Source organism: Tumebacillus amylolyticus (genome assembly GCF_016722965.1).
In the GTDB taxonomy this organism is placed as follows: domain Bacteria; phylum Bacillota; class Bacilli; order Tumebacillales; family Tumebacillaceae; genus Tumebacillus; species Tumebacillus amylolyticus.
Genome location: NZ_JAEQNB010000005.1, coordinates 47,114 through 65,478, shown reverse-complemented (window position 1 = coordinate 65,478; position 18,365 = coordinate 47,114). Strand labels below are relative to the sequence as shown.

The window sequence follows — 18,365 nt, the reverse complement described above, 5'->3', positions numbered from 1 at the left end:
AGAGAGGAAGCGTGTACCGAAAGTGAAACGGATGAAAGTCAAAGTGCTCGGGATTCCGGTCTCGGTCTATGAGATTGAAGGAGAAGGTCCGCTGACGGCGCTCTTCCTGCACGGCGTCGGCGGTACGGCCAGGATGTGGGCCTACCAGATGCGGTATCTAAAAAAGTACGGACGGATGATCTCCGTCGACATTCCCGGTTTTGTAGGGGACAAATGGCCGGCGGAGATCACTTCCTTGAGTCAGTACGTCGAGGTGATGACCGGCGTGCTCGACGCTCGCGGAGTGGACAAGGCGGTCTGGATCGGTAACTCGCTCGGCGGACGGATCTCCATCGAGGCGACCCTCACCGCTCCCGAACGAGTGGCGGGTCTCGCCTTGCTCTGTACGGCCGGCGTGTTCCTCGGCCCGGATCGGGAGCGAATTCCGACCGACATCACGAAGGACGAGTTCGACCAAGCGGTGTTCTACCAACCGGAGCGATTTGCCGCTGTGCAGACCGAAGAGAGCAAGCGCCAGAATTTAGAAGGACGCCGCCGCTACGAAGACCTCGCCGATGTGACGGAGCGGATGAACTTCCGTGACTCTCTCTGTGAGATTCGGGTCCCCACGCACGTGATCTGGGGTCGTCACGACGGCGTGACCAAAGTGCCGGTCGGGGAATACATCGCCGCCCACGTCGAGGGTGCCGAACTCTTGATTCTCGAAGAAGCGGCCCACGTCCCGCAGGTCGAGCAACCGCAACTCGTGACGGCTGAACTTGAGAAACTGTTCCAAACCGTGACTGTCTAAAAAAGAGAGCTGTCCTCCTCGGAGGGCAGCTCTCTTCTATTTGCGGGCGGGGCGCGCATATGTTGGAGGGGTGGATGAACGAACGGGGCGGGTGTGAGAGATGCCGATTCGCAAACAGATGGAGAGGCAAGTGCTGGAGTTGTTGCAAGAAGCGATTGCCCACGGAAAGCGGTTGGAGAGAAGCGGAATCATGGCGGAGGATGAGCGGGTTGTCGAATGGCGCAAGGGAGCGTCGCGATTGCTGCTGTTTGCGTTTGGCGAACTCTCCCCGTATACCCGCAAATTTCAAGCGTGTGAGGGCGCGGAGAGCTGTCTGGTGAGCGCTCGACGTGCGCTCTGCCGTGGAGGGATTCCCAACCCGTGGTTGCTCGTCGAAGAGCGTGTAGGGTTGCCGAGCTTCCCGCGCAACCGGGCCTGGTACGCCGAGCAACAAGGCGAGGACGCGATCTGGGAGCTGGCGTTGTCCTCCATATGGTTTGAAAAAATCAAGCTGTGAAGAAGCAGGGTGTATGGTACGATAAGAGAGATTCTTTCGGAGATAGAAACAAACTAGAAGCTAGAAGGAAAGGTTTTTTCGATGCGATCTCTCTATTCGTTTCTCCTGCTCTTCACGAGTTTTCTCTGGGGCGGCAATTTTGTCGTGAGCAAGTTTCTCGTCGGACATGCCTCCTCGATGACGCTTACGTTTTTGCGGTTTCTCGTGGCGGTTCTCTGTCTATTCCCGCTCGTCTACTGGCGTGAACGCAAGCTCCTGCCCCCGCGCAAGGCGATCTTGCCGCTTGTGCTGATGGGGCTGACGGGCGTCGTGCTGTTCTATCTGTTTATGTTCTGGGCGTTGGAGCGCACGACGGCGACCAACGTCGGATTGCTTTCCACGTTGAACCCGGTGTCGATCGCGCTGTTCTCGTACTTGCTTCTGCGGGAACGGCTCCACTGGTTGCAGGGACTCTCCATGCTGCTCTCGCTTTGCGGAGTGCTGGTCGTGTTGTCGGGCGGCGATCTCGGGCGGTTGCTGCACATGAAATTCAACGCCGGCGACCTCTGGATGCTTGCCGCCGTCACGATGTGGGGGCTGTATTCCGTCTTCGGCAAATGGGCGATGCGCCATGTGTCGCCGATGATGTCCACGCTCTACTCCGGGCTGTTCGGCTTGCTGATGCTCTTGCCGTTTAACGTGGGGAATTTCACGATCCACGAACCGAACGCCGTGTTCTGGTGGTCGCTGCTCTACAGCGGCTTGCTCTCCACCGTAGCGGCGATGGTGCTCTGGAACATCGGGGTGCAAAAACTCGGCGGTACGGCGGCCGGGATGTTCTTGAATTTCAATCCGGTGTTCACGGCGGTACTGGCGTATCTCCTGTTGGGGGAGCGCTTGTCGTGGATGCAACTCATCGGCTGTCTGTTGGTGATCCTCGGCGTGTATTCCTTCTCCCGCGCCGGACGCTTGCTTCTACGGCGGGACGAACGCGCGTAGACTGTCAGCGGGAGGTGAGAGGATGTTGCGTGGATGGTTGCGCAAGGTCGTGACGGGGATTGCGGCGTTTCTCTTGGCTTGTTTGGAGGCGCTGGGTTCGGCCAATCTGGGTTATTCGATGGGGCCGTATGTGCCGCATTACACGTGGACCGATTACGGGATGCGCGTTCACATGGAACAGCAAGAACAAGCCCACCGCGAGATGACAATCGCCCGTCTGGAAGGCGACGTGCAAGAAGAACATCTTCGCCGCTCGGTCTCATGAGCAAGTAAAAAAGCATGCACCACTCCGTGAGGAGGTGTGCATGCTTTTTTGTTACAAATGGAGAATGGGTGACGGACTTACAGAGCGTTGGTGATGACCATCGGCTCATGTTCGTTCCAGATCGCTTGCGTTTTGACAGTTGCCGGCAACGACAAACCGAGTACGAGAGCAGCGAGCAGAGTGAGGGCGAAGAATTTTTTCATGTTAGAACATCCCCTTTTTTCGTAGATATTTTTGCATAGCGATTTGCGTTTCTTCTAGCACTTCGGTGGAGGACTTGTAGTCGTCCAACTGTTTGTACAAATCGCTAAGATGTAGGCTGGTTCTGTTGTAGTCTTGCAGGGCCTCGACGGAATAGTACATGTCGAGGGCACGTCTGGCTTCGGGAACGGCAGCGTGCAAGTCTCCTCGTGCAGCAAGAAGCAAGGAATTCACGTAGTAGCATTGCGCGTGGTAGACGGTGTCCGGTTCGCAAAGTTGTTTGGCTCGTTCGAGATGTGCTTCCGCTTCGTCCAGAGAGTTCATCTGAATCAAGAGTTTGGCAATCTCGGCATGCGTGTTGGACGTCTGACTGTCAAAGCCGTGCTCCGTGTATTCTTGCAGGCATTCCAATAACGTTTGAAGTGCCCCTTCGTTGTCGCCGCGTTCGCTAAGCAGGATGCCGAAGTTTTCCTTGATTAAGATCGACTGGCGAACTTGATTCAAGTTTTTGTAGATGGTAATCGCTTGTTGGCAATAGTCCTCGGCGAGACGGTATTCTTTCTTGCCGAAGTACGAATTCCCAAGTCCCATGTAGTTCGCGGCCAGATGATGGAGGTTCGTCGAACCTTCGAGCAAGTTCTGGGAGGTTTCATACAGTTCCAAGGAACGGTCAAACTCCCCGATGTGGTTGTAGACCAACGCTAAGTTGGTCATCACTTCCGCTTGCAAGAATTTGTCCACGACTTCGATTTCTTGGAGCGCTTCGAACGACTTCTGCCAGTAGTGTTTCGCCAGGGTGATGTTGTTGCGGGTGTAAAACAGGCCGCCCAGCATCTTCATCGCTTTCACGTAGGTCACTTTGTCTTCCTGACGCAACGCTTGGTGCATAACGGTCTCCAACAGTTCAATCGCTTCTTGGGAAGAATTGAGCTTGGTGTAGCAAGTGGCAAGGTCCAACATCACATCGAGGTTGTCTTGCTGGGATTGGAGGAGCATTTCCAAGATCGGTACAGCGTTCTGCGGCTCATCTGCCAAAAGGAACGTTTTTGCCAACTTGTGAGAGGTCGTCTGCTCAAGATACGACTCCCGCTCTTGGGTGTCTAAAAAATAGTCAAGTTGCACGCCCAATCGATCGGCAATCTGACACAGCAGTTTGTAGGAAGGATTGATTTTGTCAGATTCAATCTGGGAGATTGCACTGGCGCTGACCAATCCTTCTGCCAACTGGCCTTGGGTCATCTTCTTCTCCAAGCGTCGCTGGCGGATCTTCTGGCCCAGAGAAAGCATGGCATGTCCTCCAATACTCAAACTCTTCTGAGCCCATTATATAGGCACAAGCTATAAAGGCGATAGATGGAAATTTAATTAATTTATCTATAATAAAAAAACTTCGTGACAATGTAGTGTGACTGTTGTCTATACGTGTTTGTAAAATATTCATGTCAGGTTTTGTGTGCGAATGTTTGGGACGATCTTCTCATAAAAATCGAAGTAGGACAGGTAGAGAGTGAGGGGGCATCACATGTTGCACATCGTGGTTTGTGTCAAACAAGTTCCCGACAGCCGGGAGATTCGCATCGACCCCAAGACGAACACGCTCATTCGCCAAGGGGTGCCGGCGATTGCCAATTTTTACGACATGCACGGTTTGGAAGAAGCACTGCGCATCAAAGAACAACACGGAGCCAAGATCACCGTCGTCTGCATGGGTCCGCCGCCGGCGGAGAAATCGCTCAAACAGTGCATTTCGCTTGGGGCTGATGAAGCGGTGCTCGTCACCGACCGCGGGTTTGCCGGCGCCGACACGCTGGCCACCTCTTACGTGCTGGGCATGACGATCGCCAAAGTGGCGGAGACGTTCGGCCCGGTCGACATCGTGTTCTGCGGCAAGCAGACGCTCGACGGCGACACCGGTCAAGTCGGGCCGGGCATCGCCTGCCGTCTCGACTTGGAGCAGTTGACCTACGTGTACAAAGTGGAAGCCATCGACGAGGAGAACTCTCGGATCACCGTCCATCGTCTCTTGGAGGACGGCGTGGAAGTCGTGCAGACTTCGATGCCGGTGTTGATCACAGCTCTCAAGGAAATGAACAAAGTACGCCGAGCGCCGATGCCGGGGATGCTTCGCGCAGCTACATACAAGCCGGTGATCTGGACGACGGCCGACTTCCCGGGTCTCGAACGCGCCAAAATCGGGTTGAAAGGCTCGCCGACCATCGTTTCGAAGACATGGGTGCCGGAGCAGAAACAAGTGGACACCGAGATGCTCACAGCGGAGACGTCGGCGGGCACGGCGACGGCGCTTTTAGAAAAACTGTGGCAAACGGACTTGCCCCAGCGTTTTGGCTGGACGGCGGAAGAGGAGGTATAAGTCATGGCAGAGGACAAGGCACAGAAACCACAAGCACCCGACATGCCGGACTGGTCGGCGTATCGAGGCGTGATGATCGTCATCGAGCAGCGGGCCGGTGTTGCCAAGAACGTTTCGTGGCAACTGCTCGGCGAAGGACGTAAGCTCGCCGACAAATTGGACACGGATTTGATTGCGATGGTATTGGGTCACAACATCTACCCGCTGGCAGAGGAAGCCGTTTCTTATGGAGCCGACCGCGTCTATTATTGCGACGCACCGGAGCTTCAGGAGTACCGCACACGACCGTACTCCCGAGTTTGCTTGCAGACGATTGAAGATGTGAAACCGGAGATCGTGCTGTTCGGCGCGACTGCGACGGGGCGTGACTTGGCGGGCGCGATTGCCACGCATCTGCCGACCGGTCTGACGGCCGACTGCACCATCCTCGACGTCGAACCGCATCCAAGCCGATTGCTGCTGGCGTCACGTCCGGCGTTTTCGGAAAAAATGCTCGCGACCATCCTTTGCAAACAGTACCGGCCGCAGATGGCGACGGCGCGCAGCGGCGTTTTTGAAGCGTTGCCGCGCGATACGACCCGTCAAGGCAAGATCATCGCGGTGCCAAACCAGATGGCGGAGAACGAGATTGCGGCGCAGGTTTTGAATTTCATCGAAGCGGCGGAGACGTTCAATTTGGAGGAAGCGGAGATCATCGTGGCGGGAGGACGCGGTCTTGGCGGGCCTGAGCCGTTCAAATTGCTGCAAGAGCTCGCCGATGCCTTGGGCGGTGTCGTCGGGGCGTCTCGTGCAGCGGTCGATGCGGGCTGGATCGGGCATGACCACCAAGTGGGGCAGACAGGGTACACCGTGCGTCCGAAACTGTACTTCGCCATCGGGATTTCAGGAGCGGTGCAACATACGGTGGGCATGCAGAATTCCGACCTGATCGTGGCGATCAATCGAGACGCGAACGCACCGATTTTTAAATTCGCGAAGTACGGCATCGTCGGTGATCTGTTCCAAATCGTCCCGGCGATCACGGAAGCGGTCCGCCAAAAGCGGGCGAACGCGGCCAAAGTGACTGTCGAGGGGAGGAACTAGAGATGCAGAAATTCGATGCGATTGTCGTCGGGGCGGGCCCTGCGGGTGCGGCTGCAGCGCTGACGATGGCCAAAGCAGGTCTCTCCGTCGTCATGTTGGAGCGCGGGGAGTTTCCGGGGGCGAAAAACTTGTTCGGCGGGGTCTTGTACCGCAAGCAGTTGGAGGACATCATCCCCGAGTTTTGGAAGGAAGCGCCGTTGGAGCGTCAGATTATCGAGCAGAACCTGTGGATCATGGGCAAGGACTCCGTCACCAAACTCGGACACCGCAACGAAGGCTTCAAAGAGCCGCATAACTGCTGGACGGGGATGCGGGTCAACTTCGACCAGTGGTTTGCGAACAAAGCGGTCGAAGCGGGCGCGATTCCGGTGTACGAGACGGTCGCGTTGGAATTGATTCGCGAGGGAGATCGCGTGGTGGGCGTGCGAACCGACCGTGAAGCGGGGGACTTGTATGCGGACGTGACGATCATCGCGGACGGGGTGAACTCGCTGCTTGGCAAGCAACTCGGCGTGCATCGCGAATGGCAGCCGGATCAAGTCTCGCTGGCGGTGAAAGAGCAAATTTTCTTGCCCAAGGAGAAAATTCTCGATCGCTTCGGGCTGGAAGACAACGAAGGCGCGACGATTGAGTTCGTGGGGGAGACTTCGGGCGGGATGACCGGCCTTGGGTTCCTGTACACGAACAAAGAGTCGATTTCGCTTGGAATCGGGGTGATGGTGTCCGATCTGAAACGAACGCGTGTGAAACCGTATCACCTGCTGGAACAAGTCAAGCAACATCCGGCGATCCGCAAGCTGATTCAAGGCGGCGAGACCAAGGAATACGCGGGGCATTTGATTCCGGAGGGCGGGTTAAAAGCCGTCCCGCCGTTGTCGGGTGACGGCTGGATGATCTGTGGAGACGCGGCGCAATTGGTCAATTTCGTGCATCGCGAAGGCACGAACCTCGCGATGACCTCGGGTCGTTTTGCGGGCGAGGCGGCGGTGAGTGCAAAATCGGCGGGCGTATACAACCGTTCGACGTTGGGTGCATATGATCGAAAGGTAGCCGAATCGTTCATTCGCAAGGATTTGAAAAAGTACCAAGGCCTGCACGGGCTGCTCAACGAAGTCGATCCGAAGTTGTTGTTCGGCGCTCTGCCGCAAGCGATCAACACGGCGGCGTTTGAGATGTTGAACGTCGACGGCAAGACGAAAGCGGAGAAGCAGCGGTTTGCGATCGACCATATGAAGAAGACGGCCGGTGGAACGTGGGATCTCTTGAAGCTCGGCTGGAAGGGATGGAGGGCGATCAACGGATGAGCTCGATCGAGGAGAAGCTGTTTACGATTCGGTATAAGGTGGACGACATCTCGCATTTGATCATCAAAGATCAGCAGACGTGCATGAACTGCGAGACCAAGGAGTGCAACGACTTCTGCCCGGCCGATGTGTACTCGTGGAGAGACTTGCAGACGCACGTCGCGTTTGAGAACTGCATCGAGTGCGGCACCTGCCGAATCGGATGCCCCACGTACAACATCGAGTGGGTCTATCCGAAGGGCGGCTACGGGATCACGTACAAGTTCGGTTGATGGAAAAAAAAGCGTCCGGCCGGTTGCGGCAGGGCGCTTTTTTTCTACTTTAAGAATCGGACGTGCCGGATCAGACCGTTTTCCACATAATAGATCGCCATCGCGTGAGCAACTCCAACCTGACCGACTCGTCCGGTGATGTGTTCTTCATCGAGGACGTACGACCCGACGATCGTGCGCGAGACCAGATCGCAATGCAGGTTGGGGTTCGATTCAAAATACTTCCGATACCCCTCATACATCGCATCCCAGCTGTCATAGAGCACGTTCCCAAGTCCGTCCTCCGCTTTCACATCCTTGGCAAAACACGCCATGTACGCTTCAATATCGCCGTTGTTGTACGCTTCCAGTTGCTGATCTGCAGGTTTCGTAAGTTCCATTTTCATTCCCTCCCTTCCTGCATACTACCAGAAAAAAAGCCGGAACCCGAAGGGCTTCCGACTTTTCTCTTGCTTAAAAAGGTTGGTAGCTGTGCAACATCGTCTTCGCCGTATGATCGCGCATCGTCGGCACTTGATACAGCCCGCGAGCGTTCATGTATTCGAACACTTCATACGCATTGTAGTTCGCCGTATTCGCCGTGTTCATCAACATCTGGCGCAGGTACGGGTCGGCGCATTCCAAGGACGCCGCCATGTTGTTTTTGGCGGAGTTTTTGTGCGAGTGCAGCACGGCGCGGCAGATTTGCTCGTCGTACAATTGCGTGGTCGGAGCCCCAATCGGCGTGACCGGAGCCGGGTTGCGCAGGCCGTATTGGATGGTATCCGGAGACGCGACTTGCGAGAATTGCACTTCATTGGGCACGACGCCAGTGTAGTCGTGGGTGTAGGAAACCAGTTCGTTGTAGTTGCGCAGAGCGGAATTGCGGTGGCGGCGGATCAGGTCTTTCAGCGTCGGGTCGCTCGCTTGCATTTCATATTGTAAAAAATGATCGATCATGCAGACTTTCGCAGTCAGCACCTCATGCACTTCCAACGCTTCATGAGCACCAAACGGCATCGAAAAAACCTCCTCAGAGTAGATCGTTCCCTGCGTCTCCCAAGGAAAGGATGAGCGCAGGGCCTCTTTTTTATGCAGGTCTGTCGCTCGGGGAGCAGGACTTTCTACTTCGCCTTGCGAAGAAAATACATAGACCTACCAAGGAGGCGACTCACTATGATCCGCGTCGAGCAAGTAACGACCGACGAACAATACCAAAAAGCCCTTGCCATCCGCACCGAAGTGTTCATCGTAGAACAACAAGTGCCGGAAGAGCTTGAAGTTGACGAATATGAACAGGTGGCAACGCACGTCGTTGCATATGATGAAAGTGGGGAGGCCGTGGCTGCCGGACGAATTCTCCCGTATGGAGACGGCGTGGGCAAGATGCAACGCATCGCCGTTTTGAAAAACGCCCGCACCGGCGGCTACGGCACGGCGATCATGAACAAATTGGAAAACCTCGGTCGTGAACTCGGCTACACCCAATTTGTGTTGGAAGCACAAATCCACGCAGAGGGCTTTTACAAAAAGCTCGGCTATGAGACCGTCTCGCCGGAACCGTTCCTCGAAGCGGGCATCTTGCATGTGAAAATGGTCAAAAACGCGTAACTTCACACGAAGTACTGAACAAATAAGGAGTACAGGCGAGGGGGCGTTATCGAGTGAAGAGAAGCTACCTGTGGTTCTGGTTGTCCGCTTGTCTCGTTTTCGGTCTTGATCGGTTCACCAAAGTCTGGGCGCAGACGTCGCTGACGCTCGGCGACAGTGTGGTCGGCATCGACGGCTGGTACCAGTGGACGTTGTATCACAATCCGGGCGCCGCCGGGGGACTTTGGAGCGGGCACGCCGATTGGCTCGCGCTGATCTCGATCTTCGCCGGAGTTGCCATCCTCTGGTTCATCTACAAAGGACCGCACGACCGCAACGGGTTGCTCCTGTTGGGTCTGGGTCTGATGTTTGGCGGAGCGCTCGGCAACCTCTACGACCGCTTGCTGTACCAATACGTCATCGACTTCATCGACCCGGTCGGGGCGAACTACATCTACAACCTCGCCGACAAAGGCATTCGCTGGGGCTTGTACCTCGCCGTACTCGGGCTGTGGTTTTCCGGAAAAAGGCTTGCGAAGGAAAGTCAGAATGTGGTATCTTAATTTTAACTAATTGTGAAGGGTGGTGAGGAGGATGAATTTCAACGTGGCGTTCAACAGCCGTTTCCAAAGTTTGCAAGCGCAAGTCTTTGGATTTTCGTACGATGTGGCCTATCACGGGACCCGTCTGCCCATTTTTACCCATACGGTTGTTGAAAATCACGTGAAATGACTCCTGCCTTGACCACATCGGAAGTTTCAGATGAGGGGCTGTGGGGACTTTTCCCGCAGTCCCTTTTTTTCATGCGCAGGGGCATCCAATAGGAGGCTTACCCCCATGATCATCTCCATGCAAAATGTCCAAAAATACTACGGCGCCAACTTGGTGCTTGCCGATATTACGTTTGAAATCAAGCCGGGCGAGCGTGTCGGGCTGATCGGCCGCAACGGCCAAGGCAAGACGACGATTGCCAAGATGTTGACAGGCGAACACAAGCCGGACGGCGGTTCGCTTTTGATTCGCAAGGGCACGCGGATCGGCTGTCTCGACCAGATTCCCGATTACCAAGACGAGACGTCGGTGTACGACGTGTTGGCACGCGGGTACAAAGCCGTTCGCGAGGCTCAAGTGAAGATGCGCGTTCTGGAAGAGCAGATGACGCTCCCGGACGTGTACGAATCGGAAGAAACTTTGCAAAAAGTGCTCGGCGAGTACGACCGCCTGCGCCATGCGTTTGAGCAGGGCGGCGGCTATGAAATGGAAGCGCACATCGAACGCGTTGCCCGTGGCCTCGGTGTCCCGGATACGCAATTTACGCGTCCGTTCCGCTCGCTGTCAGGCGGGGAGAAGACCAAAGCAGGTCTCTCTGCGCTGCTGATTGAGAATCCCGATTTGCTTTTGCTCGACGAACCGACCAACCATCTCGACATGCACGCCATTGAGTGGTTGGAGCAATACCTGACGAGTTACGAAGGCACCGTCGTTGTGATTTCGCATGACCGCTACTTCCTCGACAAAGTCGTGACCAAAGTGATTGAGATCGAAGACGGCGAAGCGTTCACGTACCACACGAACTACTCGGGCTTCCAGATTCAAAAGGAAGAGAATCTGCTCAACCAGTTCAACGCCTTCCAAGAACAGCAGAAGAAGATCAAGAAAATGCAAGAAGCGATCAAACGCCTGCGCGAATGGGCGAAATTGAACCCGCAGAACGGCAAGTTCCACCGCCAAGCCAACTCGATGCAGAAAGCGCTCGACCGCATGGAGAAAATCAAACGCCCGATTCTCGAACGCAAAGCGATGGACTTGCAACTGAACCAGAACGACCGCTCCGGCAAGCAAGTCGCCGTGTTGGAAGACGTTGCGAAGTCGTTCGGCGACCGCCGCCTGTTCCAAGGGGTGTCGGAGTTGCTCGTCTACGGGGAGCGCGTGTTCCTGATCGGGGACAACGGGGCGGGGAAGAGTACGATTTTTAAAATGCTGCTCGGGGACCTCGAACCGGATGCCGGCCGCGTGCAACTGGGTTCCCGCGTAGAAGTCGGGTATCTCGCCCAAGAAGCCGCCCCCAAGGACGAGTCCAAGACCGTCTTGCAATACTTCCGCGACCAAGTGGTCATTCCGATGGAGGAGGGCCAAGCGCGCGGGCAACTCAGCCGCTTCCTGTTCTACGGGCCGGATGTGTTCAAATCGGTGAAGAGCCTCTCTGGGGGCGAATGGACGCGCTTGCGTCTGGCGCTTTTGACGTATATCAAACCGAATTTGTTGTTGCTTGACGAGCCGACCAACCACTTGGACATCGACTCGCGGGAAGCGTTGGAAGAAGCGCTCGACGACTACCCCGGCACGTTGCTGGTGATCTCGCACGACCGCTATCTGATCAACCGACTCGCCAACCGCATCTGGGCGTTGGAGCAAAGCCAACTGACCAACTACCTCGGCAACTTCGAGTTTTACAAGGAAAAAAGGGCCGACCGTCTCGCGGTGCCCGAACCCGTCGTGATCGAGAAAAAAGCAGCCCCCGAGCCGACGCCGGTTCCCACTTCGAAAAAACGCGTCGACCCCTACCTCAAAGCGAAACTGGAAACCGGCATCGCCGAGGAGGAGTCCCGCCTGCAACAACTCGATGCAGATCTGGCGGACCCTGCCAACAGCGCAGACGCCGCTCTGTTGCAATCCCTCTTCACCGAGCGCGAGTCTGTGCAGCAACGCCTGGACGATCTCTTGGAGAAGTGGATGGAGTTGGAGGAGTAATTGTAAAAAGCCTCAAGGAGAGCACGCGCTCCCTTGAGGCTTTTTTTCATCTATCCATTTACGATATACCCGCCGTTGGGATGCAAAACCTGCCCGCTCATATACGAAGAATCCTCACTCGCGAGAAATACGTAGCTCGGTGCCACTTCCACCGGTTGCCCCGGACGATCCATCGGGACGTCGGAGCCGAATTTGCCGACATCTTCGGCGCTGTATGAAGAGGGGATCAGCGGGGTCCAGATCGGACCCGGCGCGACGGCGTTGACCCGAATGCCGCGCGGCATGAGGTTTGTGGAGAGAGAGCGAGTGAAGGTCACCACCGCTCCTTTGGTCGAGGAGTAGTCGAGCAGTTTTTCATTGCCGCGATAGGCGGTGATCGAAGCGGTGTTGATGATCGAAGCTCCGCGCTTCAAGTGCGGAAGGGCCGCTTTGGTCAGGAAAAACATCCCGAAGATATTCGTGGCAAACGTTCGAATCAACTGCGCGGCGGTGATGTCTTCGAGACATTCTTGCACATGTTGCTCGCCTGCGTTGTTGACGAGGATGTCGAGACGGCCAAAAGTTTCCAATACGGCTTGCACGATGCTCTTGCAAGTCTCCTCCAAGCCGATGTCGCCGGAGACGGCGAGACATTTCCGACCCTTGGCTTCCAGCAACTGCACCGTCTCGGCGGCGTCTTCATGCTCATCGAGATACACGAACGCAACGTCGGCGCCTTCACGGGCATACGCCAACGCAACCGCCCGCCCGATCCCGCTGTCTCCGCCGGTGATCAGAGCGACTTTGCCATTCAACTTCCCGCTGCCCACGGCATCCGGATATTCAAAAATCGGGCGCGGCTCCATCACATATTCGAAGCCCGGCTGGCGATCTTGATGTTGCGGGGGGACTCGGTGCGGGAAATTCTCGATCCATTTTTCGTGGTTCATGGTCTGCGTCACCTCGCCTACACCGTATGTAGGTGCTGGGCAGGAGGTTCCGCCTTTGGTAGAATCAGGGGAGACATTCAGGCAGCTAGGGGAGGCTTTTTTTATGAAAAAACGCATCGCCATGTTGATGGCCGTGAGTTTGGTACTGCTTGCGGGGTGCAGTTCGCAGGAACCTTCGACTTCAACAACTCCTGCTGACAAACCGCATGTGACGCTGACTCTTTCCGCAGCGGCGAGTCTTGCAAAACCGCTTGACACGTTGACTGCAGATTATAAAAAGGACCACCCGGAGGTCGAAGTGACCGTGAATCTCGGCGCATCCGGTACGTTGCAAAAACAGATCGAGCAGGGCGCGCCCGCGGATCTGTTTTGGTCGGCAGGTGTGGCGCAGATGGATGCTTTGGAGAAAAAGGAACTGCTCGCAGACGGCACCCGCCAAGATGTCTTGAAAAACGAACTCGTCCTCATCCGCCCCAAGAGCGGCACCGTACAAACCTTCGAAGACCTCGGCAAACCCGCCGTGAAAAAAATCGCCCTCGGCACGCCGGAAACTGTGCCTGCCGGAAAATACGCGCAAGAGGCGCTGACGAAACTACATCTGTGGGCTCACGTGCAGGAAAAAGCGATCTTCGGCAAGGACGTCACGTCCGTACTGACCTACGTTGAACACGGAGAAGTCGACGCAGGCCTCGTCTACAAAACGGACGCACTGAGCTCCACGCAGGTTGACATCGTGGCAACCAGCGACGAATCCGCCCATTCGCCGATCCTGTACCCGTTGGCCATACTCAAAAATACACAGCACCTCCCCGAAGCGAAGGCCTTGGAAGACTACCTCCACAGCGCCCACGCCCAAGAGGTTTTGCAGAAAGCAGGTTTCGCCCTTGCGACCCACTAATTCCAAAAAAGGGCGAGACCCAGGAGCACGTTTCCCATACAAGCCGCATCTCCTAACAGGAGTGCCGACAACGAGTATGGGCCTGCACGACGAGACACCCAACCAACACGAAATGCACGGTTCGCACGGTTCGCATACCGCACCCAGCCTGCCAAAGGCGGTGCTATATGCTTGACATCTGGACACCCATCAAACTCTCCCTGCAAGTCGCCGCCTACTCCACGCTCCTCGTCGTCATTTTCGGTACTTTCTTTGGAAAATGGATGGCCCGCAGACGCTTCCCCGGCAAGATGCTGCTCGAAACCCTTTTTCTGCTCCCCATGGTCCTGCCGCCGACAGTGGCAGGATTTGGACTGCTGATCTTGCTTGGAAATGAGGGACTTGGACGTTTCTTTCCTCCGGGAGAGGGCATCTTATTTACACAGGGCTCTGCGATCATCGCTTCCTCCGTCGTCTCGTTCCCGCTGATGTTTCAATCCGCCAAAGTCGGGTTTGAGAGCGTCGAGTTGGAGCTCGAACTTGTGGCCCGCACCCTCGGGGCCAACGCGTGGCAGACGTTTTTCTACGTCTCGTTGCCACTCGCACGGCGCGGCTTGCTGGCCGGCGTCTTGCTCAGTTTCGCGCGCGGACTCGGCGAATTCGGCGCAACGCTGATGGTGGCGGGCAACATCCCCGGACGCACGCAAACGATCCCGCTGGCGATCTACAACGCGGTCGAAAGCGGACAGAACGACCGTGCGTGGGGCTTGGTTCTCTGCTTGTTCCTGCTTTCCTTTTTCATGATGGCTGTGATCCAACGGCTTCAACGAAAAAACGCAACATGAGCCATGTTTCGGCAAATGTTGCGTTTTTATAGTAGCTTTAAAATTCGTTCTGTGGCACAATGGAGAATGTGTGTTTCAATCTAGCTAAATACGATTTCCAATCTAGGAGGAATCTCGAATATTATGAAGTACCAAGAATCGCTTCGCAACATCGCGATCATCGCGCACGTTGACCACGGGAAGACCACCCTCGTCGACAAACTTCTTCAACAATCCGGCGTCTTCCGTGCCAACGAACATGTCGCGGAACGCGCGATGGACTCCAACGACCTCGAACGTGAGCGCGGGATCACCATCCTCGCGAAAAACACCGCCGTTCACTACGGCGAGTACCTGATCAACATCGTCGATACCCCTGGACACGCCGACTTCGGCGGAGAAGTTGAGCGTATCTTGAAAATGGTTGACGGCGTTCTGCTCGTCGTTGACGCATATGAAGGCGTAATGCCGCAGACCAAGTTCGTACTGCGCAAAGCTCTTGAACAAAACCTCACCCCGATCGTCGTCGTCAACAAAATCGACCGTCCGGCTGCACGTCCGGATGAAGTCATCGACGAAGTTCTGAACCTCTTCATCGAACTGGATGCAAACGAAGACCAACTCGACTTCCCGGTTGTCTACGCTTCGGCGCTGAACGGTTTTGCTATGCTTGACCACACCAAGCCGGGCGACGACATGAAGCCGCTGTTCGAATCGATCATCCAGAACATCCCGCACCCGTCCGTTGACCCGGAGCAACCGTTGCAAATCCAGATCAACATGCTGGACTACAACGAATACCTGGGCCGCATCGGGATCGGCCGCGTGCAACGCGGTATCGTCAACCTGAACGAACAAGTAGCGGTTATGAAGCGCGACGGCAAAGTCGAGCGCCAACGCGTCGTCAAGCTGTTCGGTTTCCAAGGTCTGCAACGCATCGAGATCGAGACCGCTCAAGCGGGCGACCTGATCGCAATCGCAGGTGTCGGCGAACTGAACGTTGGCGAAACCGTTTCGGACATCAACAACCAAGAAGCGCTTCCGCTTCTGCACATCGACGAGCCGACTCTGCAAATGACCTTCCTCGTCAACGACTCGCCGTTCGCAGGTCAAGAAGGTAAGCACGTGACGTCCCGCAAACTGCGCGACCGTCTCATGGCTGAACTTGAGACCGACGTTTCTCTGCGCGTCGAAGAAACCGATTCCCCGGATGCGTTCATCGTTTCCGGTCGCGGTGAACTTCACCTCGGCATCTTGATCGAGAACATGCGTCGCGAAGGCTACGAGCTGCAAGTGTCCAAGCCGCAAGTTATCTTCCGCAACGTAGACGGCGTCAAGCACGAGCCGTTCGAGAACCTCGTGGTTGACGTACCGGAAGAATACACCGGCCCGGTTATGGAACGTCTCGGCCTGCGCAAAGCAGACATGACGAACATGATCAACAACGGCAACGGCAACGTGCGCCTCGAATTCCTCATCCCGGCTCGCGGTCTGATCGGGTTCCGTACCGAATTCCTGACCATCACCCGCGGTTTCGGGATCATGAACCACTCCTTCCACGAATACATGCCGACCAAAGGGGACATCGAAGGCCGCCACGCAGGCGTTCTCGTCGCTGCTGAAACCGGCACCGCGTCCACCTACGGGATCGAAGGTCTCGAAGACCGCGGCATCATGTTCATCGCACCGGGTACCGAAGTGTACGAAGGCATGATCGTGGGCGAGCACAACCGCGACAACGACCTGACGATCAACCCGTGCAAAACCAAAGCGGCAACCAACGTTCGTTCCGCGACCAAGGATGAAACCACCCGCCTGAAAACTCCGCGCATCATGTCGATGGAGCAGGCGCTTGAATACTTGAACGACGATGAATACTGCGAAGTCACCCCGCAATCCGTCCGTCTTCGCAAGAAATTCCTCAAGAAAAACGACCGTGACCGCGCAGATAAGGACAAGAAATGGGCGAAAGTCAACGCATAGTCATCGACTTTTGCAACAGCAACCTCATGTCCTTCACGCAGGAACTGATTCAGTCCCTGCGTGAGGAACATCCGGAGTGGAACATCTCCAAATACGGTTGCCTGACCAACTGCGGCGAGTGCTCCGTGCGTCCCTTTGCGATCCTCAACGACGACATCGTCGCCGGAGAGACCGTGGAGGAACTGCGCGCGAAGCTCTTGGAGCGGATTGCGAATCTGTAAGCCCGATCCAACAAAAAGACCCAACCCCTCGCATGAGGGAGTTGGGTCTTTTTTTCGTGATCCGAGGTTCTAAGGCAGCTGTTCTTCCATGCTCACCAGAGGTATCGTCTCCCGAGCAAGTTGGCGCCCCGCTTCGAGCCAATCCTCTTCCGCGAGATGGTTCGCCGCTACCAAGTCCTCGTTCCAGGCCGACATCATGTCGTCAAGAGGAAGGTTAGTAGTCACTGAGATACCTCCTTCATGGTCTAATGAACCCCAAGGTTAGGGTGTTGAAAACCGAGGCTCCCTATACGTATGGGAATGGAGAAATGGTGCTATAATGGCAGGTATAAAGCGCTGGCAAAACAAGGCACACTGGGTAGTAGAAAGGGGTTACCACTGATGGCAGACAAAGTTCAGGACAAGCTCTCCGAAGAGTTAGTCACCCATCTCCAAGGAGGCCGCATGGTGACCGTTGCGTCCATCGACGCCGAGAACGGCTCGCCGAACATCCTGTGCATCTCGTGGTTGAGTGCGATCGACAGCTCCACCCTGAGATTTGCAATCGACGGCCGTTCAAAACTGTTGCAAAACATTGAGAAAGACGAGCGCGTGACCGTCACGGTGCTGGGTCTGGGGTCCGCGTACGCGGTCGTAGGCACAGCAAGGAAGTACACGGACCGCCTCGAGAACGTCGCGCTGAACATGGCGGGCGTGGAGATCCAAATCAACTCCGTCATCGACATCATGTTCTACGGAGGCAAGCTCACCGTGGAACCCGCGTACGACCACACCTACGACAAAGCGCTGGCTGAGAAGTATGACCAAGAGGTCTTTGCGGCCCTGCGCCGGTAGGGTCTGCTCTACATAGCAGTACATCAAGCAGAACCACATCAGTTCCTAGCTCGAAGGAGGGACATAGGATGGAGAAACCGTTTTCTTATCCGCTCACGATGAAAAATGGAAAAGTGTTTGATTCAGCCGGCAAGGACGTCACCGACCTGTACCAAGAGTACAAACAGTCGGAGGCAGCTGACAAAATGGTACAAGCCCTCGAAAAGCTCGCCGAAGTGAAATCGATGGGCCAGGAAACCCGCCGTATGCTGTTCATCGACTCGGCCTACAAGTACGCCTCGGTCATCGAAACGTTTATCGGAGACGACCTCTCAGACCGCCTGAACCTCGCCTACGCGGGCAAGGTGGAGCAAAGCGAGACGGGCGACTGGCTCCTGAACAAAATGAACCGCAAGATCGTCCCGATTGAAAGCCTCGCGTCGCTGTACGGCTACGTCTCTCGTGGAGACATCTCGATGGACATGGCGGAAATCGCGTGGGACAATCGAGAAGCGTTTTTCTATATGATCCGTCGCTAACTCCGCTACATACGTAAGGACGCTGACAGAAGCCAGCACAGATGGGTGCATAGCTGTACATTTACCAGCATAACATGGTATCCTGTAAGTGCATTCTGT

At 55.8% G+C, this 18,365-nt stretch carries 24 protein-coding genes; 18 read left to right on the top strand and 6 right to left on the bottom strand.

Annotated elements, in window-relative coordinates; all coding sequences use genetic code 11:
* The first annotated feature begins 31 nt into the window (after nucleotides 1-31).
* The 4 genes from JJB07_RS15660 to JJB07_RS15645 all read left to right on the top strand — a co-directional run bounded on the left by JJB07_RS15660 (nucleotide 32) and on the right by JJB07_RS15645 (nucleotide 2,529).
* Nucleotides 32-790, top strand: coding sequence for an alpha/beta fold hydrolase (locus JJB07_RS15660; RefSeq protein WP_236588156.1), 759 nt, complete (start codon nucleotides 32-34; stop codon nucleotides 788-790).
* Nucleotides 791-890: 100 nt separating this feature from the next.
* A complete protein-coding gene (locus JJB07_RS15655) occupies nucleotides 891-1,286 on the top strand; it encodes a hypothetical protein (RefSeq protein ID WP_201636663.1) in 396 nt (131 codons plus the stop codon).
* 81 nt (nucleotides 1,287-1,367) lie between these two features.
* Nucleotides 1,368-2,264, top strand: a complete 897-nt coding sequence (locus JJB07_RS15650) for a DMT family transporter (RefSeq protein ID WP_201636661.1) — start codon at nucleotides 1,368-1,370, stop codon at nucleotides 2,262-2,264.
* A 22-nt stretch (nucleotides 2,265-2,286) separates the two neighbouring features.
* Nucleotides 2,287-2,529: a hypothetical protein gene (locus tag JJB07_RS15645; RefSeq protein WP_201636659.1), complete on the top strand. Its 243-nt coding sequence runs from the start codon at nucleotides 2,287-2,289 to the stop codon at nucleotides 2,527-2,529.
* 77 nt (nucleotides 2,530-2,606) lie between these two features.
* Here the strand turns inward: JJB07_RS15645 and JJB07_RS24255 are convergent, their stop codons facing one another.
* Entirely contained in the window at nucleotides 2,607-2,732 is a 126-nt protein-coding gene (locus tag JJB07_RS24255) for a hypothetical protein (protein WP_283809135.1), read from the bottom strand.
* A 1-nt stretch (nucleotide 2,733) separates the two neighbouring features.
* Nucleotides 2,734-4,017, bottom strand: coding sequence for a helix-turn-helix domain-containing protein (locus JJB07_RS15640; protein ID WP_201636657.1), 1,284 nt, complete (start codon nucleotides 4,015-4,017; stop codon nucleotides 2,734-2,736).
* 235 nt (nucleotides 4,018-4,252) lie between these two features.
* On the opposite strand from JJB07_RS15640, the gene JJB07_RS15635 reads away from it, so the two are divergent.
* From JJB07_RS15635 to JJB07_RS15620, 4 genes are read left to right on the top strand one after another with little or no spacing between them, the layout of a single operon-like run.
* A complete protein-coding gene (locus JJB07_RS15635) occupies nucleotides 4,253-5,101 on the top strand; it encodes an electron transfer flavoprotein subunit beta/FixA family protein (protein ID WP_201636656.1) in 849 nt (282 codons plus the stop codon).
* A gap of 3 nt (nucleotides 5,102-5,104) precedes the next feature.
* Nucleotides 5,105-6,184, top strand: coding sequence for an electron transfer flavoprotein subunit alpha/FixB family protein (locus JJB07_RS15630; protein ID WP_201636654.1), 1,080 nt, complete (start codon nucleotides 5,105-5,107; stop codon nucleotides 6,182-6,184).
* A gap of 2 nt (nucleotides 6,185-6,186) precedes the next feature.
* Nucleotides 6,187-7,488, top strand: a complete 1,302-nt coding sequence (locus JJB07_RS15625; protein WP_201636652.1) for an FAD-dependent oxidoreductase — start codon at nucleotides 6,187-6,189, stop codon at nucleotides 7,486-7,488.
* On the top strand, nucleotides 7,485-7,760 hold the full coding sequence (locus JJB07_RS15620) for a ferredoxin family protein (RefSeq protein ID WP_236588131.1): 276 nt from the start codon (nucleotides 7,485-7,487) through the stop codon (nucleotides 7,758-7,760). Before JJB07_RS15625 ends, JJB07_RS15620 begins: the two co-directional genes overlap by 4 nt.
* Before the next feature lie 44 nt (nucleotides 7,761-7,804).
* On the opposite strand, the gene JJB07_RS15615 is transcribed toward JJB07_RS15620, so the two are convergent.
* Together JJB07_RS15615 and JJB07_RS15610 are read right to left on the bottom strand one after the other, a co-directional pair.
* Nucleotides 7,805-8,140, bottom strand: a complete 336-nt coding sequence (locus JJB07_RS15615; RefSeq protein WP_201636648.1) for a nuclear transport factor 2 family protein — start codon at nucleotides 8,138-8,140, stop codon at nucleotides 7,805-7,807.
* A gap of 73 nt (nucleotides 8,141-8,213) precedes the next feature.
* The gene (locus tag JJB07_RS15610; RefSeq protein ID WP_201636646.1) at nucleotides 8,214-8,759 is read right to left on the bottom strand and encodes a spore coat protein; all 546 of its coding nucleotides are present in this window, start codon (nucleotides 8,757-8,759) and stop codon (nucleotides 8,214-8,216) included.
* Between the two features lie 156 nt (nucleotides 8,760-8,915).
* Here JJB07_RS15610 and JJB07_RS15605 point away from each other — a divergent pair, with 156 nt between their 5' ends.
* The 4 genes from JJB07_RS15605 to abc-f all read left to right on the top strand — a co-directional run bounded on the left by JJB07_RS15605 (nucleotide 8,916) and on the right by abc-f (nucleotide 12,080).
* Nucleotides 8,916-9,350, top strand: a complete 435-nt coding sequence (locus JJB07_RS15605) for a GNAT family N-acetyltransferase (RefSeq protein WP_201636644.1) — start codon at nucleotides 8,916-8,918, stop codon at nucleotides 9,348-9,350.
* Nucleotides 9,351-9,403: 53 nt separating this feature from the next.
* Nucleotides 9,404-9,892, top strand: coding sequence for a signal peptidase II (gene lspA / locus JJB07_RS15600; RefSeq protein ID WP_201636642.1), 489 nt, complete (start codon nucleotides 9,404-9,406; stop codon nucleotides 9,890-9,892).
* A 31-nt stretch (nucleotides 9,893-9,923) separates the two neighbouring features.
* Nucleotides 9,924-10,061 carry a hypothetical protein gene (locus tag JJB07_RS15595; RefSeq protein WP_201636640.1) on the top strand — a complete coding sequence of 46 codons (138 nt, stop codon included), beginning with the start codon at nucleotides 9,924-9,926 and terminating at the stop codon, nucleotides 10,059-10,061.
* 105 nt (nucleotides 10,062-10,166) lie between these two features.
* On the top strand, nucleotides 10,167-12,080 hold the full coding sequence (abc-f, locus tag JJB07_RS15590; RefSeq protein WP_201636638.1) for a ribosomal protection-like ABC-F family protein: 1,914 nt from the start codon (nucleotides 10,167-10,169) through the stop codon (nucleotides 12,078-12,080).
* A gap of 50 nt (nucleotides 12,081-12,130) precedes the next feature.
* Here the strand turns inward: abc-f and JJB07_RS15585 are convergent, their stop codons facing one another.
* On the bottom strand, nucleotides 12,131-13,009 hold the full coding sequence (locus tag JJB07_RS15585) for an SDR family oxidoreductase (RefSeq protein WP_201636636.1): 879 nt from the start codon (nucleotides 13,007-13,009) through the stop codon (nucleotides 12,131-12,133).
* A gap of 103 nt (nucleotides 13,010-13,112) precedes the next feature.
* On the opposite strand from JJB07_RS15585, the gene modA reads away from it, so the two are divergent.
* The 4 genes from modA (at nucleotide 13,113) to JJB07_RS15565 (ending at nucleotide 16,914) form a co-directional block, all read left to right on the top strand.
* Nucleotides 13,113-13,907, top strand: coding sequence for a molybdate ABC transporter substrate-binding protein (gene modA / locus JJB07_RS15580; protein ID WP_201636634.1), 795 nt, complete (start codon nucleotides 13,113-13,115; stop codon nucleotides 13,905-13,907).
* 167 nt (nucleotides 13,908-14,074) lie between these two features.
* Nucleotides 14,075-14,731 carry a molybdate ABC transporter permease subunit gene (gene modB, locus JJB07_RS15575; protein WP_201636632.1) on the top strand — a complete coding sequence of 219 codons (657 nt, stop codon included), beginning with the start codon at nucleotides 14,075-14,077 and terminating at the stop codon, nucleotides 14,729-14,731.
* Nucleotides 14,732-14,854: 123 nt separating this feature from the next.
* Nucleotides 14,855-16,693: a translational GTPase TypA gene (gene typA, locus JJB07_RS15570; RefSeq protein WP_201636630.1), complete on the top strand. Its 1,839-nt coding sequence runs from the start codon at nucleotides 14,855-14,857 to the stop codon at nucleotides 16,691-16,693.
* Nucleotides 16,672-16,914, top strand: a complete 243-nt coding sequence (locus JJB07_RS15565) for a YuzB family protein (protein WP_201636628.1) — start codon at nucleotides 16,672-16,674, stop codon at nucleotides 16,912-16,914. Before typA ends, JJB07_RS15565 begins: the two co-directional genes overlap by 22 nt.
* A gap of 69 nt (nucleotides 16,915-16,983) precedes the next feature.
* Here JJB07_RS15565 and JJB07_RS15560 read toward each other — a convergent pair whose 3' ends face one another.
* Entirely contained in the window at nucleotides 16,984-17,139 is a 156-nt protein-coding gene (locus JJB07_RS15560) for a hypothetical protein (RefSeq protein WP_201636626.1), read from the bottom strand.
* Nucleotides 17,140-17,295: 156 nt separating this feature from the next.
* Here JJB07_RS15560 and JJB07_RS15555 point away from each other — a divergent pair, with 156 nt between their 5' ends.
* Both JJB07_RS15555 and JJB07_RS15550 read left to right on the top strand, forming a co-directional pair.
* Complete coding sequence (locus JJB07_RS15555) at nucleotides 17,296-17,748, top strand: pyridoxamine 5'-phosphate oxidase family protein (protein ID WP_201636624.1); 453 nt, start codon at nucleotides 17,296-17,298, stop codon at nucleotides 17,746-17,748.
* A 68-nt stretch (nucleotides 17,749-17,816) separates the two neighbouring features.
* On the top strand, nucleotides 17,817-18,266 hold the full coding sequence (locus tag JJB07_RS15550) for a hypothetical protein (RefSeq protein ID WP_201636623.1): 450 nt from the start codon (nucleotides 17,817-17,819) through the stop codon (nucleotides 18,264-18,266).
* The last annotated feature ends 99 nt before the right edge of the window (nucleotides 18,267-18,365 follow it).